Source organism: Nocardia sp. NPDC003963 (genome assembly GCF_053605105.1).
The window spans coordinates 123,685-148,516 of sequence record NZ_JBSGIP010000003.1 but is presented as its reverse complement, the minus strand read 5'-3'; the positions used below and the strand labels follow the sequence as shown (position 1 = coordinate 148,516).

Sequence of the window (24,832 nt, the reverse complement as noted above, 5' to 3'; positions counted from 1 at the left end):
CTCTCAGCTCGCGTGGCGCAGCGGCCGCCGGACGATCTCGAGCACCCGGACGGAGTCGGGCGCGGTGCCCCGGTAGACGTCGTCGACGACGCCGCGCAGATGCGCCAGGACGGCCGGCCGGACGGTTTTCCCGCTGTCGGTGAGTTCGCCGCCGGCTCGGGACAGGGCCCGGTCGACCACGGCGATCGTGCGAATACGTTCCGGTGGTGACACCCCGGAATTGATCAGGTGGGCGGCGGCGGTGAGCTCGTCGTCGTCGACGGTGTGCTCGCCCGCGAGGACGAGGGCGATGAGATAGGGCCGGTTGTCGCCCGCTACGACGACACCGTCGAGGCGGCAGGTCTGCCGGAAGATGTTCTCGGCGTACTCGGGCGCGATGTTCTTGCCCGTGGAGGTGACGATGAGATTCTTCTTCCGTCCGGTCACGGCGAGATAGCCGTCGGAGTCCAGATATCCGAGGTCACCGGTGTGGAACCAGCCGTCGCGCAGTGCGTCCGCAGTCGCTTCCGGGTCGTCGAGATAACCCGCGAATACATTCGGGCCGCGTGCCAGGATCTCGCCGTCGGCGGCGATCCGCAGTTCCACCCCGGGCAGGGCGCGGCCGACCGTCCCCGGCCGGTTCGCATGCGGGGTGGCGATGGTCAGTGCGGTCGCGGTCTCGGTGGATCCGTATCCCTCGACCAGTGGGATACCCGCGGCCGCGTAGGCCGCGAGTAGGTCCGGTGCGATCGGCGCGCCACCGGTGAGCGCGTACACCAGCCGATCACCGAACATCGCGCGCAGTACCCGCGGGTCACGGTTCGCCCGCAGCTGCGCGCTTTCGAACAGTCTCGGCATTCCCGGGACGTAGGTCGGTCTCGTCTGTGCGGTCTGCGCGAGGATCCGGGCGGTGTCACCGTGGCCGTAGACGAGTTCGCCGCCCGCGGCGAAGGTGGTCAACTGCTGTAACCGGGCCGAGGCATGTGCCAGGGGAAGGAAGACGAACGAGACAGCGCGGTGCGCGAGCCCCCGTTCCGGATGAGTTTCGGCGGCGATCGCCATGGTGACCACCGCCGCGAAATTGCCGTGGGTGAGCAGGCACCCCTTGGGCTTGCCGGTCGAACCCGAGGAGAAGGAGATGGAGTACAGATCGTGCGGCTCGACCGCGGGGGCCGGGCGGTCGGCGATATCGCCGCCGTACACCAGCTCACCGAGGTCGCCGTCCTCGGCGCCGACCCGCACGACGGCGGGGCCCGGGCGGGCCGGGTCGGGGATATCGTGCCCCGCGTCCACGATGAGCAGGACGGGCCGGGTCCGTTCGACGATATCGCGGAGCTGGGCGGGGGCGCTCGTGGGATAGACCGGCACCAGGGGCGCGCCGAGTGTTGCCGCGGCCAGGTCGATGACCGACCAGTCGGCCCGGGTCCGCAACTGCACCGCAATCCGGTCGCCGTGCCGGACACCGAGCGCCCGCAGGGCGGCGGCTGTGGACCCGATCAGATGCCACAGATCGGCGTAGCTGCGCTGCGCCCAACGTCCCGACGAGGTGAAACGCTGGGCGGGAGCGTTGTTGTCCGGCCGGATGTGCGCGGCGAGCAACGCGGGGATGCTACTGACCATTTTTCCACCTGATAGAAACTGTATCTGCTACGTGGTAGAAGGGTAGGTCTGTATTTCGCGCCGGACAATCGCGGGCAGCATTTGTAACGAGCGATTTACACTGTGGTTCCCGGGGGTGCCGGCCGCCCGCTACGCGACACCGAGCCCGGCGCGCTCGATCTCCACGGCATCGAGTGACCGGCGCCGACGGCTTCGGTCTGTGGGAATCCGTGCGTCGACCCCGACGGCTACCGAAGCGGCGGCAGCGGCTTCGGTGGTGGCGATTTCGGCGGATGTGGTGGTGACGGGTAGCGCGGGACGAGCGGCGCTACATGAGCACATAGAGCGAGAACGTGACGATGAGGCTGCTCACCAGACCGGCAGTGATCTCGACAGTCAGATAGCGGCGCGAATACGTACCCTGCATCCACAGTGCCCACACCGGTGCGCTGATTCGTAACGCCGTGAAGAGCGCGGCCAGGGCCAACGCACCCACCGGGCCACTCGACGGAAGAAGCGGATACAACCAGGCGTAGCCGATGGTCATGGCGTACACCTCGATCTGGTCGCCCAGGAAATGAGCGGCGGGACCCCGTGCGCCCGAGCGTCCGTTCCGGTCGCCGACACCGGTTCCCCGCTGCTCGGCATGGATGCGCGCAACCCACGGGTTTCCGTACAGGGCCGCCATGGCGACGGTGTTGACCAGTCCCGCGACCAAGCCCCACGCGAGAATTTCTATGGCGAGCATTTCCTCGTTCCGGTGATCGGTTCCGCATGTCACACACCACCGGTACCCGAGGTGTTGTGGTCTCCTCGCCTGGGCGAGCCCGGCAACGGTATCGCCGCGATATCGCACCGGGCACATCCCGGTTCCCAGCGGTGGCGGCCATCTGCCGCGCGAGGATACGGGCAGCGTCGAAGGCGCTGGGTGACGAACATGTGGCGAGGGATTCCGCGGCCGCGGAGGGCCGGACGCATTGTCGGTAGTGGGCACAATCGCGCGTGGCCGTCCGCCGGAGGTTGTAGGCTACCGCCGAAAGTTCTGCCGCCTGTATTGCCGGAAGGGGGACGTTCCGGGCATGAGTGAGGGACCGCTGCCGTGGCTGTCCGCATCGCGCGAGCATCAGGTCGTGGTGCTGCAGAAGACGCCGGTCGTCTCCTATCCCTTCGGGAAACAGGAGCAGCCGGAATCCGATTCCGGCAGCGGTGTTTCGACGGAGGATCCGAGAATCATGCACGGCCGGGTCTCCCCGTGGTCACAGGTGGATTCCCCCGTCGGTGAACCGGAAAGCAGGGACGTATCCGCGCCGGGAAAGCGCGCTGTGGGGCGCGGGCGCACCGGCGCATTCGACAAGGTATCTCCACCGACCGTCGCAACCGGGAACGAAGCCGAAGGTGCCCCCGGGCCGATGCCGCAGGCACTGGCCCTGGCGCAGGTGCGTAAGGACATACTCGTCGGCGATTCCGGCGTCGGCCTGGAATCCTCCGGCAGGCTGGTGGCCGAGCGATTCGGTGTCGGCTGGGTCGTCTGCTCACCCGCGATCGGGGGACAGCGCACCACCGTGATCTACTACGTCACCGACGACGGAGAGCTCGAAAGGACAACTTCCGTGGCAGATCCGGCCGCGTATCTCGAGCACGTCGAGCAGCGGTTCTGGCAACGCCAGGCCCTGTTCGGGTAGATCGATCCGGTCCCCGGCGGTCCGGTGGCGACCTCGGAACCGGTCCGGGCTCGCCGTTATGGCACCGGCCCCGGACGACACCCCGCCGTCCCGTAACGGCGCCGGGTCGGCGGCCTTGCTGCTCGGTATCTTCGCGGTCGCATTCTGCTTCATCCCCTTCGCCGGCGAGATTCTCACCGCACCGGCCGGGCTGGCCGCGATGGTGGCGGGTTTCATCGGCTGGGATCGGGTGGACCGCGGTATCGCTACCAATCGGGCCGACGCGCTCATCGGTGGCGTACTGGGCGCTGTCGCGTTGCTGATGACGCTGCTGGTCTACGCGGCGGCAAATGGGGTCGGCTGATCCGTCGACGGAACCTGCACGGTCGAGTCCGGGCCGTGGCCGGTGGCGTGCGGGCCGGCGCATTGCGACGGGGTGTCCGAGTAGTAGCCGGCGACCGGCCATTTTGATGAAACGGCAACATTTCGCATCTTCTCCGGTTAGGTTTCTGCTACGCCGGACAGTCGGCGCCGAGAAGTCGGAGGAATATCGTGGAATTTCTGGGCTCTGTCGCCGGGATCTTGCAGATGGTAATCGGCACCATCCTTGCCAACACCGGATCGGGCGGTTCGGGCTCCGGCTGGTGAGCCTCGCGGATTCGACTCGTCATTCGCGAGCCGAATCCGCTTCCGATCGGCGCGGCAAGCGATGAGCGTGCGGTAGCCGAAGACGGCCGAGCGCTTCGATATCGGCGGTTCGACCCCGGCCCGGAAAGGGCGGCGCCGGTCCGCGGTTGTCACGTCCGGTTCATGAACCGGGGAACGAGCGGCTCGGGTCTACGGCAAGCACGGTGCCGCAACGGGGTTCCGGGGCCGATTCGTTCATATCCCGACAGGACGCAAATTCGACGAAAAGTTCCCCGCACGGCTTTCGTCGACGAATGGATTGCCCACGACCACTGCCGCCCGAGCCCTCGGCAGAGGGCCGGCATCGAATTCGGCGACCGACATCTCCCGTGCGGCGCAGGTCCGACGTGAATCCGCTCGGAGGCCGCGGCACGGATACGCGGTATCGATCGCCGATCGGAAATACTCGGCGGCAGCGTCGACGCGGTGCTGCCGGCCGGTACCCGCGCGGCCCGTCGTGGCTGCGGACGAGCGACCGGTGTTACGCCGAAAGAATCTGTGGTCCGGCCACAGGGACAATTCGGGGGAGGCTTCCGTAGCGTGAAATGCATTGTAAAACAACGCTATTGAACGAATCGCGGAGGGAACATGGCCGAGAAGCCGGTGGCATTGATCAGCGGGGCCGGACGAGGCATCGGCGCGGCGACAGCCCGTGAACTCGGACGTCGGGGATACCACGTCATCGTGAATTTCCGGCAGAACACCGACGCCGCACGGGAGGTGGCCGCCGATATCGAGAACGAGGGCGGCTCGGCCGAGATCCGGCAGGCGGATGTGTGTGACGCGCGGCAGGTCGCGGACCTCGTGCGCCGCGCGTACACCGATCACGCGAACATCGATCTGCTGGTGTGCAACGCGAATACCGTCGATCCGCCGTTCCAGCCGCTGCTGTCGCTGTCGTGGGAGGCATTCATCGCCAAGGTCGACGGTGAACTGGCGGGCGCCTTCTTCCTGACGCAGAACGTACTGCCCGCTATGCAGATGCGGCGGGCCGGCCGGATCGTCTACATATCCAGCACGGCGGCGGACTGGGCAGGTAGCGTGGCCGCCCACTCCACGGCCAAGGCCGCGCTGAACACCTTCGGCCGTCATGTGGCGGCGACCGCCGCCGAGCACGGGGTGGTGGTCAATACCATCGCGTTCGCGACGGTTCGCACCGACGCGACCGCCGCGGTGCTCAATGATTCCCTTCGCGCCTACACCGAGCAGCGTTCGGTGCTCGGCCGCCTCGTCACACCCGCCGATGCCGCCAAAGTGGTCGCCGCCGTCGCCACCGACGAGGGGTTCGGTGCCGCGGTCGGGCAACTGATCCGGGTCGACGCGGGCTACGAACTCCTCGACCAGCAATTGCACCCGACTCGGACCTTCTTCGAATGAATCGGCTCTCATACCGGTGCGCGCGCCGCCGTCCGGCGGCCCACGAGATACACCGCTACGGCGGCGCAGCAGGTCGCGCCGCCGCCGGTCCACAGCACTGTTCGTACACCGGCACGGTCGGCGAGATAGGCGATACCGAGTACGGCCAACGGTGTCGCGCCCTGCACGATCGTGGTGTACACGGCAATGACGTGGGTACGGTCCTCGGGGCTGCTGCTCAGCTGGAGATGGTGATTGGTCGACTGGAGGAAGGCCGTCATCGCGACGCCGCAGCCGACGAGCACTACGAGGAGGAGCGTCAGGTTCGGCGCGCTGCCCAGCGTGGCCTGGCCGAGACCGAGTGTCGCGGCGAACAGCGTAGCGGTCCGCAGCGTCGGGGTGTCCCGGCCGCCGACGAGCAGTGCCGCGAGCAGCGAACCGCCGGCCAGCGCCGAGGTCACGACGCCGAACGCGGTGGGTGAGACACTGAACTCGGTCTTGGCCAGCAGCGGTGCGGTGACCCGCAGATTGAGCGCGAAGAAGCCGACCGCCGCGAGCAGCGCGACCGCCGCGGTCAGTTGCGGATCGGCCGCGATACGCCGCAGACCACGGGAGATGTCGAGCCGGTCGCGGCGCGATCGACGTGCCGGCATCTCCGCCGGTCGCATCAGGAGCAGCCCGGTCACTGCCGCCAGGTAGCTCACGGCATTGATCGCCATGGCCGTGCCGGGGCCGGTCACGACGATCAGCACACCGGCCGATGCGGGACCGAGCAGCTGCGCGACGCTGAAGTACATGGCGCTCAGCGAAGAGGCGTCACGAAAAGCCCGGTCCCCGACGAGTTCACCGACGAACGCCATGCGGGTGGGCGCTTCGATCGCGCTGAGCATGCCCGCACCGAGAGCGAACAGCCACAGGTGCCACACCTCGGCGTGGCCCGACAGAACGAACGTCGCCTGTACGGCGGTCAGCACCGCCGAACAGCTGTTCACGAAGATCAGCAGTGTCCGCTTGGGATACCGGTCCGCCAAGGCTCCGGCGCCGAGCGGGATCAGCAGGGCCGGGGAGAACTGGCAGACAGTGATGATCGCCAGCGCGAAGGCCGAGTTCGCGGTCCACTCCAGGACCAGCCAGTCCTGCGCGGCGACCATCGTCCAGGTGCCGGTGACAGACAGCACCTGGCCCGCGACGAACAGCCGGAAGTTCCGGATCGCGAGCACGGCGAAGCGCGCACCGGGCCTCCGCAGCATTCGCCGCACGGCGGAGACCGCCGCGCCGCGGTCGAATATCTCGATCACAGGATCACGCGCATTCTCGCAGGCTCAATACGCGGGGCAGCTGCCGTCGCCCGGAAACGCCCAGTTTGCGATACACATTCGACAGGTGGAACTCGACCGTGCGGACGGTCAGGAACATCGTCTCGGCGATCGATTTGTTGCTGTAGCCGCGCAGGGCCATATCGGCTATCTTGCGCTCCTGCTTCGTCAGCCGCGCCTCACGAGTGCGATTGTCCAGATCGCCGAGTACCGAGTCCGCCCATCGCATCACCTGCGCGCTGCCGGTGGCGCGGGCCAGTTCGGTGGCGGCCGCCACCGAACTGCGGGCGCGCACGATATCGCCGGTGGTCGCGCACAGCTTTCCCAGATCGCACAGCGCGCCCATCAATTCGTAGCGTGCGTTCGTCAGGTCGAGCAGCTCCACGGCGCGTTCCAGTGCGTGGGTGGATTCGTCGTCCTGACGGCTCACGCCGACCGCGCGCAGTGCGCGGCCGACTGCGCAGGGCGAGCCCCAGCGCCGGGCCAGGGCGAGTTCGTCGTCCGCGAGTACGTTGGCCAGATCGTGGCGGCCGAGTGTGGTCGCCACCAGCGCGGCCCGCGATCGCCACGGCACCACTGCCGGATTCGCCACGCCCAGTGCGGTGAGGATCTTGCCGGCGGCCAGGTAATCGGCAAGGCTGCGTTCGAGATCGTTCTCGGCCCGGCGGAGCGCGGCGCGGGCGGCGAGTACATGGGCGCGGTCGGGCAGTGCGTCGATCGAATCCATATGCTCGCGCGAAAGATGTCGCGCGGCGCGGAGATCGCCGGTCTGGACAAGTGCTTCGAGCAGCCAGGCCACCGCGATGCCGCTCAGCGGGCGGGATATCCCACCGCGCAGCATCGGCAGTACGGCGTCGACGGCGGGCGCGGGCCGGCCGTTGAACGAGTGGATTCTGGCGCGGATGAGAATCATCGCCTCCGTACTGCGCCGGGGCAGGTCGCCGTGGTCGGCGGCCAGAAGCCGATCGCAGAACGCGGCGGCCTGTGCACCGCGGTCGGCGTAGAACAGTGTCAGCAGGGACAACCACAGGCACCCCGGGTCGCGGCGGCAGGTCTGCGTATCGAGCGCCGCTTCCGATCGCCGGATCAGGGCTTCCCGGCCCATGGTGCCGCAGTGCAACAGCAGCATGCTCTGCGCGCTACCGCAGCGGCGGTCGGCTTCGCCGAATCGCCGGTGCGTTTCAGCGGTGCCGATACCGGGAAGGTATCGGGCGGAGCCGGATAGAGGTAAGTCCGCGATCTCACACCACTGACCGCCCGGCGATCGGTCTCCGCTGTTCGGTGTGCTCGCCGATATGGTGGCCGGTAGCTCCTGGCGTCTCGATATCTCGTTCATCACGGCATGGCACCGTGAGATCTCGAAGCCGGGCAACGGCGCAAAGGACTGCCGAGAACATCTCCGTCTTCCCGGTACCGACAATCGGTCATGAGTCTCCCCTTATGAATCATGAGAGGCGACGGCGGCGATGCCGACTGCCCGGATTTGTTCTCCCCCGGGGGGCCGGAACCTCGGCCGAGTAGGGGATTTCGCAGAGTCAGGGCTTCTATTCGATTTTCGCGAGAGTATCTTCTACGGTTTGCGCCGAGTGTTGCGGAGAATACGTAGCGTTCCGCCGGCCGTGTTTCGGGTTCGCTGTGTGATTCCGTCTACTGCCGGCTTCACCACGGCCAGGTCCAGCCTTCGTTGTTCGGTACGACCCAGTAGTGTTCCAGGGCAACCGATTCGAATAGCCATATGCCGTCCCGCAGGGTATATCTGTCCGAGAACCGGCCGACGCTGAGATGGATGAAACTGGCGTCGTCGAATCGGATCATCTCCTGGAAGTAGCACGAACCGGTGGCCGTATCCGAATTCTCGTCCAGGCGGATCCGATGTGCCGAGTGCAGATTCTTGAGCACCGCGCGGGAGGCGCCCGGCATGAACTCGACGATCTTGTCGAGCAATATCGAGTAGTAGTCGATGATCGGCTGTCTGCCCACCGCACGCCCGAACTCGCCGTAGTCGAGAATGCCGTCCTCGGTGAACGATCCGGCCAGCCCCGGCCAGTCCTGATCGTTGAGACAGTGGTGGAACGAAGTCCGCAGAGCGGTGATCTGCTGGATGTGTTCGATGTGCCGGAGGCGTTCGGTCAATTCGGCGACGCTGTCCCGGTGTACCGGCCCTGCGGTCATCCCCGTACCACCTTTCCTGTTGTCCCACAGTGGGTTTGAGAAGATCATTCCGCCGGGAACCTCGATGGCGCAAGATGGTCCGCCGAAACCTACGGTCGGACCGAAGGTTTACCGCGCAATATTGTGGGTGGGTAGATGATCGACGAGGAGAACGAAGTACCGAGAGTTCGCCCCGAGGCTCCGGGCGGCGAATCTCGTGATATTTCTGTGATCGGAACTATTTCGCGGCGACGGCGGGCCACATATGTAATGTGGCCCGCCGTCACCCGGATCTCGGCTGCGGTATCCGTCATAGGACAGCGGTCGGCAACACTCCGCGGAAGTGGGTAACCCGCTGATAGGCGCCGACCCGGGTTTCACATCGGCCGGATTCCCCTACGGTGTAGCAACTCGTTCGTCAGCGAATCGAGTCGTGCCGCGTCATCCGGGTCGAACGACGGATGTTCGAGGGCCAGCGAGCGACCTTCCACATAAGCGCTGAGCGGCTGCTCCGGTGGGCTGTCGATGATCTCGATCAACGGGGCGACCGCGACCGCGACCGGTTGTCCTTCTTTCCGCATGCTCTCGGCCCGGATCGCCGTGGCCGGGTCGAACTCGCCCACGAAGCCGGTCCTGGTGTTACCGGGAAACACGAGGGCATAGCGAGTTCTGTACCCACGATGGGCGGCGGCGAACGAGACCCCGAGAAGATCGTTCAATTTGCCGCCGTGGAACATGGCCGACCAGCCGTCGTACCCCTGCTCCATCTCCAGGTCGTTCCATCGGACGCTGCCCGGTGTGACGCCGGGGCCGGCGATATTCACGATGATCGAACGATCGGATTTCTCCAGCTGACCGACCAGGCCGTAGCCGAGCAGATAGCGACTGAGGTAGTACAGCGCGAAATTGTGCTCGAAACCTTCGGGGGTCACTCGTCGGTAACTGCGGAAGAATCTCGCGCAGAGCACGAGTGCGTCCAGAACCGGGAACCGATCCCTGATCTCTTCGACGACTCGCAGGTTCTCCGAGACGAGGCCGAGGTCCGCCTGGATGAAGAACGCATTCGCTCCCGAACCCGTCCGGTCCGCTTCCTCGAGAAAGCCGCGGCCCTTCGCGGCGTCGCGGCCGATGATGATCACGCGGTCGCCCCGGCCGAGGTAGGTCGATGCCAGTTCTCGACCGATGCCCGTGGTTCCGCCTGTGACAACGATTGTCCTCAAGCTGTCCTCCTCTGCCCGCAGTTCACGGCTGTTGCACGGTGTTCTGCGAAGGTGTTGTGGGCGCGCCGGCTCGGGTCGTCGCGGAATGCATCCGATACGCCACGATCGCCGCCGGGATGATGATCAGGACCATGGCCAGGAAGGTGTCGGAGAACGCCGCGCCTCGATCGCTGAAGTGCAGGGGGCCGAGGGCGGCACTGTCGCTGTGCTGACGTGCGGTGAGCAGCACGCCGAACAAGGCCGGGCCCGCGCCGGCTCCGAGGAATTGGGCTCCCTGGAGGATGCCCAGGCCGACGCCGACCTGGTCGGGCGGCAGTACGCCCGCGGAAGCGTTGATGAGGGGGGTGATGACGAGTACGAAACCGACGCACAGTCCGAGCGCCCCCGCGCCGGCCGGGATCACGGATGTCGATCCGGCGGATATGGACAGGAACAGTGCGGACAGGCCCATCACCGCCAGGCCGGTCAGTGCCAGCGCGCCGGTGCCGACGCGATCGGTGAGCCGGCCGATCAGCGGTGAGAACGCCGCGACAGCTATCCCGGCGGGGATCATGACGAGAGCCCCCTGACCCGGATCGAGATCGTTGACGTCGATGACCAGGAGTGGCACGAATACCAGACCGCCCAGATTGACCACCATGGCCAAGAACGCGACGACGACCGCGGACCGGTAGGTCCGGTTGGCGAAGAGTGCGGGCGGGACGAACGGATGTGCCACTTTCATCGTGCGCCGCGCGAACAGCCCCAGCGCCACGACGGCGACGACGAGACTGCCCCAGGTGGTGGGCGCGCCGATTCCGGCGGCCTGTGCCTGGGTCATGCCGAACAGGGCAAGGCCCGCGCCGACGCCCAGCAGGACACCGCCGATGATATCGAAACGGTCCGCGCCCGACGGTGCGTCACCGGGCAGCATCCGCCACGCCGCGGGAAAGAGAAGCAGCGCGAGGACGAACATGAGCCAGAACAGCGCGGGCCACCCGAGCCACTGGCCGATTCCGCCGCCGATGGCCGGGCCGGCCGCCGTGCCGATGCCCGAGGCGGCGGAAACGACGCCGATACCCATTCCGCGCTGGGATTCCGGCATCAACCTCGTGACCGCGATGATCGACAGCACGGGTAGTGCGGCGGCGCCGCCGCCCATCACGATCCGGCCGATCACCAGAACCGCCAGGTCCGGGGCGAGTGCGCAGATCAGACTGCCGGCGGCGTAGGTCAGCAGGGCGAAGCAGAAGAGCCGCCGCAGACTCACCCGGTCGGAGATGCGGCCGTAGAACGGAATACCGATCGAGAACACCAGCAGGTACCCGGTGACGACCCAGGCCGATTGGGCCTCGGAGGCCCCGAATTGTTCTCCCATCGAGGGCAGTACGAGATTGACCATGTCGGCTGCGATAACCGTCGCGAGCATCGCTGTCATCAGTACCGCCAGCAACGGTATCGACGAAGTACTGCGAACAGAGGTGGTCGACGTTGCCGTCATCAATGTTTCCTCCCCATCTTGACTGATACCAATATGGTTGCAGTTAAGGTATGAAAAAGGCGGAGGGTGCCCTCCGCCACGGTTCGATCAGTGCTGTTGTGTTGCGAGTTCATGCTCTTTGGCCAGCACTTGCCGGACCAGGTGTGCGATTGTCGTGCGGCCGAGCTGTTTCTCCATGGCCACCTCCGCGTCCTGGAACTCCTTCTCGAGGAGTGCCTGCATATGGCGGCCCACCTCGCAGGCGTCGTTGGCCGGATGGGCGTGTCCCGACAGGATCGGCCTGGGCTCGACCGCGGCGAACGCGTCGCAGAGGGTGATCGTATGCGCGGCGCGAGCGAGGATCCAGCCGCCGCCGCGCCCCTCGGTGGATTCGACGAGGCCGGCTTCGCGCAGGCTGCCGAGGATGCGCCGCACCAGCACCGGATTGCTCGCGAGACTCTCGGCGATCTCCGCGGAGGTGAGTGTGCGATTGTCCCAGCGTGCCAGCATCGTCAGCGCGTGCGTCGCGACCGCGCTCCTGCTGCTGAGCCCCACTCCGCCTCCTCGATCGGTCGATTCTGTCGTCGAACTGCAACCAGGATAGTATCAGTTGAAGGTGGACGTCAACGCCGGCGACGAGCGCCGGGTTCGCTGTCGTCCGCCGTGTTTCGCGACGAGCTCCGTAACCGGCCGATCTCTCGGCCCCGGCACAGGTCGATCTGTGAGCGGATCGCGGACCGGTGGGCGTTGTCGACAGGCGCCCGCCGGTCGATGCAATCGGCTGTGTCGGCAATCACAGAGGCCTCGTCCTGCCGAGGCATCTTCGTGGCAACAAGGTCCTGTCGAACCGGCCTCCCCGGGACGCGCAGTGCGGCCCGGATCATGGGCTTGCTCGCCATTCCGGGGGAAGGATGTGGCGGCGACCGATCGGCAACTCCGCATCGCTGCTCCTCACTTGACCTTCGGCTCGGACTCTCTTCCAATTGAAGCGGTTTGTGGTTGTCGGGCACCATATCCCGCTCGCGGCGGGCGGCGGAGTGGTGACCGTTCGAGCGGCTATCGGGTCCGCGCCGACAGCGACATTCCCACGAATGGGGTCGAAATGCGTTCCTGCTGCGGCAGTTCCGGGACCGTCGTTCGGGCCCGTGCCGAAATCGGCCCGTCGCGATCGGTTCATATCGGCGAAACAATGTTCGGAAACTGCGTTTCGTCATTTCTGAATCGGCCGAAAGCTCTTATCGGATGCCTCGGCATTGCGATTCTTGTTGTCTGTGGGGGAATCAGATGGATTTGCGGAATCGGAAGTCGTCCAGCGTGTCCGTGCGTGAGTTCCGGGGGAGTCACCCGGGTTCCTCTCGCGCCGTCGCGGATTCGACGCAGCTCGACGATGGTGCTGTGCGAGGGAGTGTGGCCGATCCCGAATCGGATTCCGGCAGCCGGCCGGGATCACCGATCGACAGGCCGGGGCGCGGGGAGCGGATCTACTTCCCCGGCATCACCGGTGATCGTCACGAGGTGCGAGGGCGTTCCGGGCAGGTGTGCCCGGCGGTTCGAATGATCGAGATGGCCAATCTCGGAGTGGATCGTACATCGGTCTCGTGCTGTGCCCGGCGCATTCTGACCGACCGTGATCCGGCGGTGGATCGTGACGCCGTGTGGCTGGCGATACTGGCCCTGATCTACGCGGGCGATATCGAGGTGGCCGCCGCGCACTGTGCGCAGTTGGAGTTCTCGCCGCGGTGGGCGCAGTCACCTCGCCATCGGCAGCGGCTGGCGTACCTGCAGGCCCGTACGGCAATGCTGACCGGCGACAGTGCCCGGTCGGCCCGGCTGCTCGGTCAACTCCTCGCGGAGAAGCCTTCCCGACTGCCCACCCATCTGGTGGTCGCCTGCTCGGTGGAAGCGCTGGTGCTCAGCGGTGACTTCGTCCGTGCCGAGAGAATCCTGGCCGACTACGGCCTGACGGGCCGGTTGACGGCGGATTGCCCGGACCTGCCACACGTGCTGGCGGCGCGCGGAACCCTGTATCTGGCCGTCGGCAGGTTCCAGCAGAGCGTCGACGACTTCGTGGCCTGTGGCCGCGTGCTCACCGAGAAGAAGGTGTTCAGCCCGGCGGTGATCCCCTGGCGGTCGCGCGCCGCGCACGGTGCGGTACGTGCCGGGCACGTCGATCTGGCGGTCGCACTGGCCGAAGACGAGCTGCTGGCCGCCCGGCGGTGGGGTTCGCTGCGCGCGATCGGTACGGCTCTGCACGCGACGGCTGTCGTTCGCCGGGACAGCCCGACGAGACTGGCCGACGCGGTGGAACTGCTGGAGTTGGCGGGTGCGAAGGACGACCTGCTCGAAGCGCTCTACGCGCTGTCGGCCCGGTATGCCGAGCGCGACGAATACCTCGAGAGCCGGCGAATGCTGCAGCGCGCGGGTGCGGTGGCACGGACGATTCGCAACCGGTACTGGTCCCAGCGGATCGAGTCCGGCCTGGCGCGGATGGCCGCGCCGGACACCACCGGCACACTGACCCGGCAGGAGGACAAGGTCGCCCGGCTGGCCCGGGCCGGCCACAGCAATCGCCGGATCGCCGAAGAGTTGTTCGTCACCGTGCGAACCGTCGAGTTCCACCTATCGGGTGTGTACCGCAAACTCGGTATCTCGGGCAGACGAGAGCTGGCCGGCGCGCTGGGCGTGACCGAGCTCTGAGTTACCGGAAAGTCGACGGGCCGGTCCGGTTTCGTGCACTCGCGTATGCGGTCGAGCGGTTCGCTCCGCGTCGGCCGGCCATGGTGGGGGACGCTCGGGCGGACTCGGCCGATCGGCCACCCTGTGGTCCGCCGTCGGCGAGTACGTGGTCTCCGCTGGGATCCCACGGGAAACTCTACGGGCCGACCGTAGAGTCGCGCCGCTGCTGTTGAACAACCGCCGATTCTCGTGCGAGGTTGGAAGTCGACCGGCGAACAGCGTTGTCGCGGAGTCTCTTCAGAATCTCTCATTCAGTCCATTCGGAATTCACCAGCCATTCTTCGGTGAGAGGAATAGACATGCCCGGCAGCGCACAAAATCGTGAACTTCACGTCGGAATTGCCTCGATAAAGGCACCACCTTTGTGCCCCCGGTTCCCGCGGGTCGATGAAGTCCGCGTTTCCCGGACGATCTGGTGGCCGTGTCACCGGCGCGCGGCCATCGATACCGCCTATCTGTGACGACGGGACGCCAGTGATGCACAAGGTACTCATAGCCAATCGGGGCGAGATCGCGGTCCGGATCGTGCGCGCCTGTCGTGACGAGGGGCTGGTCAGCGTAGCCGTCTACGCCGATCCCGATCGGGACGCACCGCATGTTCGCCTGGCCGACGAAGCGTATGCGCTCGGCGGCGACACCCCCGCCACCAGCTATCTCGTCGCCGCCGCGTTGTTGCGTGCCGCCGCGGCCGCCGGGGCCGACGCGGTACACCCGGGCTACGGGTTTCTTTCCGAGGACGCGGATTTCGCGCAGGCGGTGGTCGATGCCGGACTGGTCTGGATCGGTCCGCCACCCGCGGCGATACGCGAGTTGGGAGACAAGGTGTCGGCTCGGCGGATCGCCCTCGAGGTCGGCGCACCGCTGGTCGCGGGCACGCCGGAACCGGTGGCCGACGCGGCGGAGGCGGTGGCGTTCGCCGACCGCTACGGATTGCCGGTCGCGATCAAAGCCGTCCACGGTGGCGGTGGGCGCGGCCTGCGGGTCGCTCGGGTTCGCGCGGAGATTCCCGAGCTGTTCGGCGCGGCGGTGCGCGAGGCGGTAGCCGCCTTCGGCCGCGGTGACTGCTTCGTCGAGCGGTACCTGGACCAGCCACGGCATGTGGAAACGCAGTGCCTGGCAGATGGTTTCGGGCAGGTGGTCGTCGTATCGACCAGGGACTGCTCGCTGCAGCGACGGCACCAGAAGCTGGTCGAAGAGGCACCCGCACCGTTCCTCGGCGATGCGCAGCGCGCCGAGCTCTACCGGGCGTCGAAGGCGATCCTCGCGCGGGCCGGCTATATCGGTGCCGGTACCTGCGAGTTCCTGGTCGGGCGCGACGGCTCACTGTCCTTTCTCGAGGTGAACACCCGCCTGCAGGTCGAACATCCGGTGAGCGAAGAGGTCACCGGTATCGACCTGGTGCGGGAGATGTTCCGGATCGCTCGTGGGGAGCGCCTCGGTTATGACGACCCGCCCTCGCGCGGGCACGCGTTCGAGTTCCGGATCAACGCCGAAGACCCCGGGCGCGGCTTCCTGCCCGCCCCTGGCACCGTGACCGGGCTGATCGCGCCCTCGGGCCCCGGCATCCGCCTCGATTGCGGCGTCGAAACGGGCACGGTGGTGGGTCCCGCGTGGGATTCACTGCTGGCCAAACTGATCGTGACCGGAGCCGACCGCGGCGCGGCGCTGGCACGCGCCCGGCGTGCGCTGGCGGAGTTCACCGTGCACGGTGTGCCGACGACCCTGCCGTTCCATCGGGCCGTGACCGATGAGCAGGCGTTCACCACCGAGCCGTTCACCGTGCACACGCGGTGGATCGAGACGGAGTTCGACAACCGGATCGCCCCGCAGGACTACGCGGCGGAAAGTCCTGCCGCGGAAGTCGAACGGGAGACCGTGGTGGTGGAAATCGGCGGACGGCGGCTCGAGGTGTCACTGCCCGCGCAACCCGGGCACGCGGTGGTCGGCGCCGCGCCGCCGCGGATCGGTCGATTCGGCCGGGGCAGCGGGCCGGGCCCGGCCGCCGTCGACGCACTCGTCGCGCCCATGCAGGGGACCGTCGTGAAAATCGCGGTGGCCGAGGGCCAGCGGGTGGCCGAGGGCGATCTGATCGTCGTGCTCGAGGCGATGAAGATGGAACAGCCACTGACCGCGCATCGCGCAGGTGTCGTCTGCGATCTGTCGGCGACCGTCGGCGCGACGGTGGGCTCCGGCGCCACCCTGTGCCGGCTCGACGATTCCGGAAGCCACGCGGCATGAGCGGGTCTGCGCTCGAGCCCGACCGGCACGGCACGAACGGAATCCAGGAGGTAAGTATGGATACAGCGGTCATCGTGGCCGGCGCCGGCCCGACCGGCCTGACATTGGCCGGGGAACTGAGACTGGCGGGTGTGGACGTGATCGTCCTGGATCGCCTGCCGGCCCGTACCGGTGAGTCCCGCGGCATCGGTCTGACATTGCGCACCACCGAGGTATTCGACCAGCGCGGGCTGCTCACCCGATTCGGTGCCCTGGAGACGGGCTCCGCGGGGCATTTCGGTGGTATACCGCTCGATCTCTCCGTACTGGACGCACCGGTGGAAGCCGCACGCACCGTGCCCCAGGCCACGACGGAGGCGGTGCTGGAGAACTGGGCCGTGGAACTGGGCGCCGATATCCGGCGCGACCACGAGGTCACCGGACTCGACAGCGACGATACGGGCGTCACGGTGCATATCGCGGGGCGCGGCTCCCTGCGCGCTCGGTACCTGGTGGGCTGCGACGGCGGGCGCAGCGTCGTCCGCAAAAGTGCCGGATTCGACTTCCCGGGCACCGCGGCCACCACCGAATTGCTGCTGGCGGACCTGCGCGGGGTGGAGATAGCACCGCTGCCACCCGGACAGCAGGTACCGGGCGGAATGGCGATGAGTGCCCGGCTGCCCGGTGGTGAGTACCGGATCATCGTCGGTGAACGCGGCGCACCGCCCCGGCGGCGCAGCGGCCCGCCGTCGTTCGCGGAGGTCGCCGATGTGTGGAAACGGCTGACCGATGAGGACATCTCGCACGCGGAACCGGTCTGGGTCAGTGCCTTCGGCGACGCGGCGCGCTTGGTCACCGAATACCGGCGTGGCCGGGTGCTGCTCGCAGGTGACGCCGCGCACGTGCATCTGCCGGCGGGCGGGCAGGGTATGAACGCCGGTGTCCAGGACGCGGTGAACCTCGGCTGGAAACTGGCGGCGGTGGTACGCGGCACCGCGCCGGTCGGGTTGCTCGACACCTATCACACCGAACGGCACCAGGTAGGGCAGCGATTGCTGGCCAACACGCGGGCGCAGAGTCTCTTCATCCTCGGCGGTGCGGAGGTCGCGCCGCTGCGCGAGATCCTGCGCGAACTCACCGCCTACCCGGACGTGGAACGCCACCTCGCCGGACGGGTCACCGGTCTGGATATTCGCTACGACGTCGGTGCCGGTACCCATCCGTTGCTCGGTGCGCGGCTCCCGCGTCGCGCACTCACCCGCGGCGACCGCGTCACCGATACCGCGACCCTGTTGCGGGCGGGCCGGGGAGTCCTGCTCGACCTCGCCGACAACCCGGTGCTGCGGCGGCGGGCCCGGCCCTGGGCCGACCGCGTCGATGTCGTGACGGCGACCGCGACCGAAGCCATCGATCCGCGCGCCCGCACCGCGGCGCTGCTGGTCCGTCCCGACGGCCATATCGCCTGGGCGGCACCGGGTACCCAGCACGACCTGCCGACCGCCCTGGACCGCTGGTTCGGGCCGGCTCGACGAGCACCCGAGAGAAGGGGAAATCAATGTTCAGCACACTGATCGTGGCCCGCATGGACCCCGCGTCCGCGGCCGACGTCGCCGGCCTGTTCCGGGAATTCGACGGCACCGAGATGCCCCGTCGAATGGGTACCCGCCGGCGCCAGTTGTTCCACTACCACGGCCTCTACTTCCATCTGCAGGATTTCGATACCGACGACGGCGGGGAGCGGATCGAGGACGCCAGGACCGATTCGCGGTTCGTGCGGATCAGCCAGGATCTCACGCCGTTCATCGGCGCCTATGATCCGCAGACCTGGCGTTCCCCGGCCGATGCGATGGCGCGGCGTTTCTACGACTGGGACGCGCGATGAGGGCCGGCGAGCGCCGCGTCGTGATCACCGGGGTCGGTGTCTGCGCGCCCGGCGGTGTGGGCACCAAGAGTTTCTGGGACCTGATCTCCGGTGGTCGTACCGCGACCGGACGTATCTCGCTGTTCGATCCCGGTCCGTTCCGCTCACAGGTGGCCGCGGAGATCGACTTCGATCCGGAATCGCACGGGCTCGGCCCGCAGGAGATCCGGCGGATGGATCGTGCCGCGCAACTCGCGGTGGTCAGCGCCCGGGAGGCCGTGGCCGACAGCGGGCTCGAATTCCACGCCCTGGATCCGTATCGGACGGGCGTCACCATCGGCAGCGCGGTGGGCGCGACGATGGGACTGGACCAGGAATACCGCACGGTGAGCGACGGTGGCCGGCTGGACCTGGTCGACCACACCTACGCCGTACCGCACCTCTACAACTACTTCGTCCCGAGTTCGTTCGCGGTCGAGGTGGCGTGGGCGGTGGGCGCACAGGGGCCGTCCACGGTGGTCTCGACCGGATGCACCTCCGGGCTGGACGCCGTGGGCTACGCGGCGGAGGTACTGCGCGAGGGCGGAGCCGACGTAATGGTGGCGGGTGCCACCGACGCGCCGATAAGTCCCATCACGGTGGCCTGTTTCGACGCCATCAAGGCGACGACTCCCCGCAACGACGATCCGGAACACGCCTCGCGTCCATTCGACGCCAGCCGTAACGGATTCGTCCTGGGGGAGGGTGCCGCAGTATTCGTACTCGAGGAGCTCGCCGCCGCCCGCCGCCGCGGGGCGCGCATCTACGCCGAGGTGGCCGGACACGCGACGCGCAGTAACGCCTTCCACATGACCGGTCTGCGTCCGGACGGCAAGGAGATGGCCGAAGCGATCCGGGTCGCTCTGGATCAGGCGCGTATCGACGGTACCGAGATCGACTACATCAACGCGCACGGCTCCGGAACCAAACAGAACGACCGGCACGAGACAGCCGCGTTCAAACGCAGCCTCGGTGACCACGCCTATCGCACCCCGGTGAGTTCGATCAAGTCGATGGTCGGGCATTCGCTCGGTGCGATCGGCTCGATCGAAATCGCGGCCTCGGTGCTGGCACTGGACAACAATGTGGTGCCCCCGACCGCGAACCTGCACCACCCCGACCCCGAATGCGATCTGGACTATGTGCCGCTGACCGCTCGCGACCACGAGATCGACGTAGTGCTCTCGGTCGGTAGCGGCTTCGGCGGATTCCAGAGTGCGGTGGTACTGGCCGATCCGTTCCGGAGCCACCGGTGACCGCGACCGTGGTGACCGGGCTCGGGGTGGCCGCGCCGACGGGGCTCGGCGTCGAGCAGTACTGGAGCGCTACGTTGGCGGGCCGGCGCGGAATCCGCCCGATCACCCGCTTCGATCCCAGCTCGTATCCATCGCGTCTGGCCGGGGAGATCACCGGATTCGCCGCCGAGGACCATCTGCCGGGCAGACTGCTCCCGCAGACCGACCGGATGACGCGTCTCGCCCTGGTCACCGCCGACCGGTCCTTCGCCGACGCCGGGGTGACACCGGCCGAACTGCCCGACTACGCGGCGGGAGTGATCACCGCCAGTAGCTCCGGTGGATTCGAATTCGGCCAGAACGAATTACGCGCACTGTGGAGCAGGGGCGGCGAGTATGTCAGCGCCTATCAGTCCTTCGCCTGGTTCTACGCGGTGAACAGCGGGCAGATCTCCATCCGGAACGGGTTGCGTGGGCCGAGCAGTGTGGTGGTCAGCGATCAGGCCGGTGGCCTGGACGCGGTCGCGCAGGCGCGCAGGCAGATCCGGCGCGGTACCGCGCTGGTGATGGCCGGCGGCGTCGATGCCTCGATATGCCCGTGGGGCTGGGTGGCGCAACTGGCCGGCGGCGGTCTCAGCACCGTCGACGACCCGGATCGGGCCTATCTGCCGTTCGACTCCGCCGCCAGCGGTTACGTCCCCGGTGAGGGCGGCGCGCTGCTGGTGCTGGAGAACGCCGAGCATGCCGCGCGACGCAACGCGCCGCGGATCTACGGTGTGATCGCCGGGCACGCGTCCACGGTGGACCCGCGTCCCGGCGGCGGCCCGCCGGGTCTGCGCCGCGCGATCGAACTCGCCCTGCGGGACGCGTCGGCCGAACCGGCCGATATCGATATCGTCTTCGCCGATGCCGCCGGCAGCGCCGCCCTCGATGCGGTGGAGGCGCAGGCCCTGATCGCGATATTCGGGCCGGACGGAGTTCCGGTCACCGCCCCGAAAACGATGACGGGGCGGCTGTACTCCGGCGCGGCCCCACTCGACCTGGCTGCCGCGTTCCTGTCGATACGCGACGGCGTGATCCCGCCGACCGTCGGCACCACCCTCGCCACGGCCTACCGGCTCGATCTCGTCACCGAGCCCCGGCGGGCTCCGGTGCACACCGCGCTCGTCCTCGCCCGCGGTGCGGGCGGATTCAACTCGGCCATGGTCGTGCGCGGCCCCGAACCCTCTCGTCCCCGAGGAAAGGAAAACCCGTGACCACACCACAATTCACCCTCGACGATCTGCGCCGCATCCTGCGGGCAGGATGCGGTGACAGCCCGGGACTGGACGGCGATTTCGCCGAGCTCGGATTCGAAGAGCTCGGTTACGAGTCGCTGGCCCTGCTCGAAACCACCGGGCGGATCCGCCGTGAGTTCGGCGTCACGCTCGACGACGACGCGGTCATCGCGGTGACCACCCCCGCCGAGCTGGTGGCGCTGGTCAACGAGCAGCTGCTCGAGACGCCGCAGCCCAGTTGACCGCCCACGCAACCGGACGAGGAGAAACAGATGTCTGCAGACGAGAACAGGGTGGCCCTGATCACCGGCGCCACCAGCGGAATCGGCCTGGCCTCGGCCCGGCAACTCGCGGGCCAGGGGTATCGGATCTTCCTGTGCGCCCGCGGCAAGGAGGCCGTCGCCGATACCGTCGCGCGACTGCGTGAAGAGGGTTTCGATGCCGATGGGGTGACCGCCGATATCCGGGTGCCCGAGGATATCTCGGCTCTGGTGCGGGCCGCGAGGGACCGATACGGTCCGATCGGTGTACTGGTCAACAATGCCGGGCGGTCGGGTGGCGGGGTCACTGCCGAACTGACCGACGAGCTGTGGGCCGATGTGATCGCCACCAACCTGAACAGTGTCTTCCTGGTGACCCGGGAGGTGCTCACCGCCGGCGGTATGCAGGACCGGAAACAGGGCCGCATCATCAATATCGCCTCCACGGCGGGCAAACAGGGAGTGGTGCTGGGCGCGCCCTACTCGGCCTCGAAACACGGCGTCGTGGGTTTCACCAAAGCGCTCGGCAATGAGCTGGCACCCACCGGGATCACGGTCAACGCGGTATGTCCCGGGTATGTGGAAACACCTATGGCGCAACGGGTCCGAGCCGGCTACGCCGCGGCCTACGACACCACCGAGGACGCGATCCTGACGAAGTTCCAGACCAAGATCCCGCTGGGCCGGTACTCGACACCCGAGGAGGTGGCCGGACTGGTCGGCTACCTGGCCTCCGATCTGGCCGCCTCCATCACCGCGCAGGCACTCAATGTCTGCGGGGGTCTGGGCAACTTCTGACATCGATGAGCACTGGGAGACGAGATGACCACACAAACCGTTCGCGAGGTCGAGCACACCGTCACGATCGCGGCACCGCCCGGTGAGGTGTACCGCCTGCTGGCCGATGTGGAGAGCTGGCCCCGGCTCTTCCCGCCGTCGGTGTACGTGACCCGACTCGAACACGAGGGCAACGAGGGCAACGAGGGCAACGAGGGCAACGAGGGCAACGAGGAGCGTATCCAGATCTGGGCCACCGCCAACGGTGAGCCGAAGAACTGGATTTCGCGCCGCATCCTGGACCCGGCGGAACTCCGGATCACTTTCTGGCAGGAGGTGTCCGCCCCACCGGTCGCGCAGATGAACGGAACCTGGATCATCGAACGACACGGCGACCGGACCGAACTGCGGCTGTTGCACTCCTTCCGGGCCGTCGACGACGACCCCGTCGGGCTGGCCTGGATCGAGAAGGCCGTCGACGAGAACAGTCGCGCCGAACTCCCCGGCCTCAAGGCCGCGGTGGAATCGGCGGTCGGCGCCGGCGACCTCACCCTGTCGTTCGTCGACTCGGTCGAAATCGCGGGCGCGGCGGGCGATGTCTACGACTTCGTGAACGAGGCCGATCTGTGGACCGAGCGGTTGCCGCACGTGGCGGCCGTCGAACTCACCGAAACAGCACCCGGTATGCAGATACTGCGCATGGATACGCGTACCCGGGACGGTTCCAGCCATACCACCGAGTCGGTACGTGTCTGTTTTCCCCAGCACCGGATCGTCTACAAGCAGACCACCCTGCCCGCGTTGATGGCACTGCACACGGGCTGTTGGGAGTTCCGTGAGAACGCCGCGGGTGTCACGACCGCATCCGCACAGCACACCGTGATCATCAGGGCCGAGCGGATCACCGAGATCCTCGGGCCCGATGCCGGGGTTCCGGAGGCACGCACATATCTGCGTGCAGCCCTGGGCGGTAACAGCCGTGCCACGCTCACCCACGCCAAAAACTATGCCGAAGCACGACGGTGATCTCGTCGTCCCGGGCGATACCGATGTCCTGATCACCGGAGCGGGTCCGGTCGGGCTGCTGCTCGCCGGCGATCTGGCCGCCGCCGGGGTGCGGGTGACAGTGCTGGAACAGCTCGTCGAACCCACCACCGAATCGCGGGCCTCGACCCTGCACACCCGCACCATGGAGGTGCTGGCCGAACGGGGTGTTCTGGACCGGCTCGGTGCTCTGCCGACCGGCGGTCCGGGACATTTCGGTGGCCTCCGCCTCGACTTGACCGCGGCCGACCCCGGTCACCGGTTCGCCGGCCAGTGGAAGTGTCCACAGACCGAGCTGGAAGCGGTCCTGCAAAAGCGGGCGGCGGGGGCCGGTGCCCTGCTCCGGCGCGGGCACCGGCTCACGGACCTGGACTCGGACGATACCGGGGTGTGGGCCGAGACCGTCACCGGGACGGGTACGCGCCACCGATATCGCGCGGCCTATCTGGTCGGCTGCGACGGTGAACGCAGCACAGTGCGCGAACTCGCGGGATTCGTATTCCCGGGCGCAGCGGCGAGCCGGGAGATGCTGCGGGCCGATGTGGCCGGAATAGATATCCCGGCGCGCCGCTTCGAGCGTTTCCCGCACGGGTTGGCGGTGTCCGCACGCCGGCCCGACGGGAGTTCCCGGGTGATGGTGCACGTCTACGGAAGTACGCCCCGCGAGGTGGCGGGCGAACCGGGGTTCGCCGAGATCGCCGCAGCCTGGAAGCAGGTGACGGGGGAGTCGATCGACGGTGGACAACCATTGTGGCGCAACGTGTTCGACGATACGAGCCGGCAGGTCACCCGCTACCGGCGGGGCCGCGTACTGCTCGCGGGCGATGCGGCGCACCGGCAGATGCCGGTGGGCGGTCAGGCCCTCAACCTCGGTCTGCAGGACGCGGCCGACCTGTCCGGCAGGTTGATCGCCGGTCTCGCCGGGGCCGCCGAGGCGACGGAACTCGACGCCTATCACCACGCCAGGCACCCGGCCGGTGCCCGCACCCTGAGCAATATCCGCGCCCAGACACTGCTGCTGCTGGGCGGGCCCGAAGTGGAGCCCGTCCGGCAGTTGTTCGCCGAGTTGTTGCGCCTGGACGTCGTCCGCGCGCATCTCGCCCGCATGATCAGCGGCCTGCCGGGTCCCGATCACCCGGCCCCGCAGCTACATCCGAAGAGGGAGAGACCCATGGATCTGACGAACAAAACCGCACTGGTCACCGGATCCAGCCGCGGTATCGGCCGCGCGATCGCCCGGCAGCTCGCCGCCAAGGGGGCGCTGATCGCGGTGCACTACGGAGGTAATCAGCAGGCCGCTCGGGAAACGGTGGAACTCATCGAGAACGACGGCGGCCGCGCCTTTTCCGTTCGTGCCGAGCTGAACGGCCCCGGTGGAGTGCACGAACTCTTCTTCGGGCTGGAGCAGGGCCTCAAGGAACGGACCGGGGATACGACACTGGACATCCTGGTCAACAACGCGGGCGCGCAGACCGCGGCGGGTACGGCCCCCGAGGATGTGACGCCCGAGGAATTCGACCGGCTGTTCGCGGTCAACGCCAAGGCCCCCTTCTTCATAGTGCAGCGCGCACTGACGCTGCTGCCCGAGGGCGGGCGCATCATCAATATCTCCTCCGGGCTGACGCGTTTCGCCAATCCCGAACAGGTGGCGTACTCGATGACCAAGGGGGCGGTGGAGCAGCTCACCCTGCATTTCGCCCGGCACCTGGCACCGCGCGGCATCACCGTCAACAGCGTCGCACCCGGTATCACCGACAACGGCAGTGCCGTGTTCGGCATCCCGGAAGCGGTGGAGCAGATGGCGCAACTCTCGGCCTTCAAACGGGTGGGTGAGGCGGTGGACGTCGCCGATGTGGTCGCCTTCCTCGCCACGGGCGAGGCGCGCTGGATCACCGGTGCGTTCATCGACGCCACCGGTGGAACGCTACTCGGCTGACAATCCGGCCGGCCGGCGACGG

Annotated in this window: 21 protein-coding genes; 13 read left to right on the top strand and 8 right to left on the bottom strand. The window is 67.6% G+C overall.

Features of this window, described 5'->3' with window-relative positions; all coding sequences use genetic code 11:
- Positions 1-3 precede the first annotated feature (3 nt).
- Both ACWEWT_RS11355 and ACWEWT_RS11350 read right to left on the bottom strand, forming a co-directional pair.
- The gene (locus ACWEWT_RS11355; RefSeq protein ID WP_452558224.1) at positions 4-1,599 is read right to left on the bottom strand and encodes an AMP-dependent synthetase/ligase; all 1,596 of its coding nucleotides are present in this window, start codon (positions 1,597-1,599) and stop codon (positions 4-6) included.
- A 307-nt stretch (positions 1,600-1,906) separates the two neighbouring features.
- Positions 1,907-2,326: a hypothetical protein gene (locus tag ACWEWT_RS11350; protein ID WP_452558223.1), complete on the bottom strand. Its 420-nt coding sequence runs from the start codon at positions 2,324-2,326 to the stop codon at positions 1,907-1,909.
- A 331-nt stretch (positions 2,327-2,657) separates the two neighbouring features.
- Here ACWEWT_RS11350 and ACWEWT_RS11345 point away from each other — a divergent pair, with 331 nt between their 5' ends.
- From ACWEWT_RS11345 to ACWEWT_RS11335, 3 genes are all read left to right on the top strand, one after another.
- Positions 2,658-3,260, top strand: a complete 603-nt coding sequence (locus ACWEWT_RS11345) for a hypothetical protein (RefSeq protein WP_452558222.1) — start codon at positions 2,658-2,660, stop codon at positions 3,258-3,260.
- Positions 3,261-3,318: 58 nt separating this feature from the next.
- On the top strand, positions 3,319-3,603 hold the full coding sequence (locus tag ACWEWT_RS11340; protein WP_452558221.1) for a hypothetical protein: 285 nt from the start codon (positions 3,319-3,321) through the stop codon (positions 3,601-3,603).
- 911 nt (positions 3,604-4,514) lie between these two features.
- Complete coding sequence (locus ACWEWT_RS11335) at positions 4,515-5,303, top strand: SDR family oxidoreductase (protein ID WP_452558220.1); 789 nt, start codon at positions 4,515-4,517, stop codon at positions 5,301-5,303.
- A gap of 8 nt (positions 5,304-5,311) precedes the next feature.
- On the opposite strand, the gene ACWEWT_RS11330 is transcribed toward ACWEWT_RS11335, so the two are convergent.
- From ACWEWT_RS11330 to ACWEWT_RS11305, 6 genes are all read right to left on the bottom strand, one after another.
- Complete coding sequence (locus tag ACWEWT_RS11330) at positions 5,312-6,580, bottom strand: MFS transporter (protein WP_452558219.1); 1,269 nt, start codon at positions 6,578-6,580, stop codon at positions 5,312-5,314.
- 4 nt (positions 6,581-6,584) lie between these two features.
- Complete coding sequence (locus ACWEWT_RS11325; protein ID WP_452558218.1) at positions 6,585-7,727, bottom strand: helix-turn-helix transcriptional regulator; 1,143 nt, start codon at positions 7,725-7,727, stop codon at positions 6,585-6,587.
- A gap of 530 nt (positions 7,728-8,257) precedes the next feature.
- Positions 8,258-8,770, bottom strand: a complete 513-nt coding sequence (locus ACWEWT_RS11320; protein WP_452558217.1) for a nuclear transport factor 2 family protein — start codon at positions 8,768-8,770, stop codon at positions 8,258-8,260.
- Between the two features lie 356 nt (positions 8,771-9,126).
- The gene (locus ACWEWT_RS11315) at positions 9,127-9,969 is read right to left on the bottom strand and encodes an SDR family NAD(P)-dependent oxidoreductase (protein ID WP_452558216.1); all 843 of its coding nucleotides are present in this window, start codon (positions 9,967-9,969) and stop codon (positions 9,127-9,129) included.
- Positions 9,970-9,991: 22 nt separating this feature from the next.
- Positions 9,992-11,449, bottom strand: a complete 1,458-nt coding sequence (locus tag ACWEWT_RS11310; protein WP_452558215.1) for an MFS transporter — start codon at positions 11,447-11,449, stop codon at positions 9,992-9,994.
- Positions 11,450-11,536: 87 nt separating this feature from the next.
- Positions 11,537-11,983, bottom strand: coding sequence for an Rrf2 family transcriptional regulator (locus tag ACWEWT_RS11305; protein WP_452558214.1), 447 nt, complete (start codon positions 11,981-11,983; stop codon positions 11,537-11,539).
- A gap of 1,008 nt (positions 11,984-12,991) precedes the next feature.
- On the opposite strand from ACWEWT_RS11305, the gene ACWEWT_RS11300 reads away from it, so the two are divergent.
- The 10 genes from ACWEWT_RS11300 to ACWEWT_RS11255 all read left to right on the top strand — a co-directional run bounded on the left by ACWEWT_RS11300 (position 12,992) and on the right by ACWEWT_RS11255 (position 24,810).
- A complete protein-coding gene (locus tag ACWEWT_RS11300; RefSeq protein WP_452558213.1) occupies positions 12,992-14,125 on the top strand; it encodes a LuxR C-terminal-related transcriptional regulator in 1,134 nt (377 codons plus the stop codon).
- 516 nt (positions 14,126-14,641) lie between these two features.
- Positions 14,642-16,402, top strand: a complete 1,761-nt coding sequence (locus ACWEWT_RS11295; RefSeq protein WP_452558212.1) for an acetyl/propionyl/methylcrotonyl-CoA carboxylase subunit alpha — start codon at positions 14,642-14,644, stop codon at positions 16,400-16,402.
- A 56-nt stretch (positions 16,403-16,458) separates the two neighbouring features.
- Positions 16,459-17,952, top strand: a complete 1,494-nt coding sequence (locus ACWEWT_RS11290) for an FAD-dependent monooxygenase (RefSeq protein ID WP_452558211.1) — start codon at positions 16,459-16,461, stop codon at positions 17,950-17,952.
- Positions 17,937-18,263, top strand: a complete 327-nt coding sequence (locus ACWEWT_RS11285) for a TcmI family type II polyketide cyclase (protein ID WP_452558210.1) — start codon at positions 17,937-17,939, stop codon at positions 18,261-18,263. The genes ACWEWT_RS11290 and ACWEWT_RS11285 overlap by 16 nt, the downstream gene beginning before the upstream one ends.
- Complete coding sequence (locus ACWEWT_RS11280) at positions 18,260-19,537, top strand: beta-ketoacyl-[acyl-carrier-protein] synthase family protein (RefSeq protein WP_452558209.1); 1,278 nt, start codon at positions 18,260-18,262, stop codon at positions 19,535-19,537. The genes ACWEWT_RS11285 and ACWEWT_RS11280 overlap by 4 nt, the downstream gene beginning before the upstream one ends.
- Positions 19,534-20,772 (top strand): ketosynthase chain-length factor, encoded by a 1,239-nt coding sequence (locus tag ACWEWT_RS11275; RefSeq protein ID WP_452558208.1) that lies wholly within the window; start codon positions 19,534-19,536, stop codon positions 20,770-20,772. Before ACWEWT_RS11280 ends, ACWEWT_RS11275 begins: the two co-directional genes overlap by 4 nt.
- Positions 20,769-21,035, top strand: a complete 267-nt coding sequence (locus tag ACWEWT_RS11270; RefSeq protein WP_452558207.1) for an acyl carrier protein — start codon at positions 20,769-20,771, stop codon at positions 21,033-21,035. Before ACWEWT_RS11275 ends, ACWEWT_RS11270 begins: the two co-directional genes overlap by 4 nt.
- A 30-nt stretch (positions 21,036-21,065) precedes the next feature.
- On the top strand, positions 21,066-21,851 hold the full coding sequence (gene fabG, locus ACWEWT_RS11265; protein ID WP_452558206.1) for a 3-oxoacyl-ACP reductase FabG: 786 nt from the start codon (positions 21,066-21,068) through the stop codon (positions 21,849-21,851).
- 24 nt (positions 21,852-21,875) lie between these two features.
- A complete protein-coding gene (locus tag ACWEWT_RS11260; protein ID WP_452558205.1) occupies positions 21,876-22,856 on the top strand; it encodes an aromatase/cyclase in 981 nt (326 codons plus the stop codon).
- Complete coding sequence (locus ACWEWT_RS11255; protein WP_452558204.1) at positions 22,837-24,810, top strand: SDR family oxidoreductase; 1,974 nt, start codon at positions 22,837-22,839, stop codon at positions 24,808-24,810. Before ACWEWT_RS11260 ends, ACWEWT_RS11255 begins: the two co-directional genes overlap by 20 nt.
- The last annotated feature ends 22 nt before the right edge of the window (positions 24,811-24,832 follow it).

Bases quoted from the DNA above. Each gene is read 5' to 3' on its own strand.
- ACWEWT_RS11355 (WP_452558224.1), bottom strand. From the start codon at position 1,599: ATGGTCAGTAGCATCCCCGCGTTGCTCGCCGCGCACATCCGGCCGGAC.
- ACWEWT_RS11350 (WP_452558223.1), bottom strand. From the start codon at position 2,326: ATGCTCGCCATAGAAATTCTCGCGTGGGGCTTGGTCGCGGGACTGGTC.
- ACWEWT_RS11345 (WP_452558222.1), top strand. From the start codon at position 2,658: ATGAGTGAGGGACCGCTGCCGTGGCTGTCCGCATCGCGCGAGCATCAG.
- ACWEWT_RS11340 (WP_452558221.1), top strand. From the start codon at position 3,319: ATGGCACCGGCCCCGGACGACACCCCGCCGTCCCGTAACGGCGCCGGG.
- ACWEWT_RS11335 (WP_452558220.1), top strand. From the start codon at position 4,515: ATGGCCGAGAAGCCGGTGGCATTGATCAGCGGGGCCGGACGAGGCATC.
- ACWEWT_RS11325 (WP_452558218.1), bottom strand. From the start codon at position 7,727: ATGCTGCTGTTGCACTGCGGCACCATGGGCCGGGAAGCCCTGATCCGG.
- ACWEWT_RS11320 (WP_452558217.1), bottom strand. From the start codon at position 8,770: ATGACCGCAGGGCCGGTACACCGGGACAGCGTCGCCGAATTGACCGAA.
- ACWEWT_RS11310 (WP_452558215.1), bottom strand. From the start codon at position 11,449: ATGACGGCAACGTCGACCACCTCTGTTCGCAGTACTTCGTCGATACCG.
- ACWEWT_RS11300 (WP_452558213.1), top strand. From the start codon at position 12,992: ATGGCCAATCTCGGAGTGGATCGTACATCGGTCTCGTGCTGTGCCCGG.
- ACWEWT_RS11295 (WP_452558212.1), top strand. From the start codon at position 14,642: ATGCACAAGGTACTCATAGCCAATCGGGGCGAGATCGCGGTCCGGATC.
- ACWEWT_RS11290 (WP_452558211.1), top strand. From the start codon at position 16,459: ATGGATACAGCGGTCATCGTGGCCGGCGCCGGCCCGACCGGCCTGACA.
- ACWEWT_RS11285 (WP_452558210.1), top strand. From the start codon at position 17,937: ATGTTCAGCACACTGATCGTGGCCCGCATGGACCCCGCGTCCGCGGCC.
- ACWEWT_RS11280 (WP_452558209.1), top strand. From the start codon at position 18,260: ATGAGGGCCGGCGAGCGCCGCGTCGTGATCACCGGGGTCGGTGTCTGC.
- fabG (WP_452558206.1), top strand. From the start codon at position 21,066: ATGTCTGCAGACGAGAACAGGGTGGCCCTGATCACCGGCGCCACCAGC.
- ACWEWT_RS11260 (WP_452558205.1), top strand. From the start codon at position 21,876: ATGACCACACAAACCGTTCGCGAGGTCGAGCACACCGTCACGATCGCG.
- ACWEWT_RS11255 (WP_452558204.1), top strand. From the start codon at position 22,837: ATGCCGAAGCACGACGGTGATCTCGTCGTCCCGGGCGATACCGATGTC.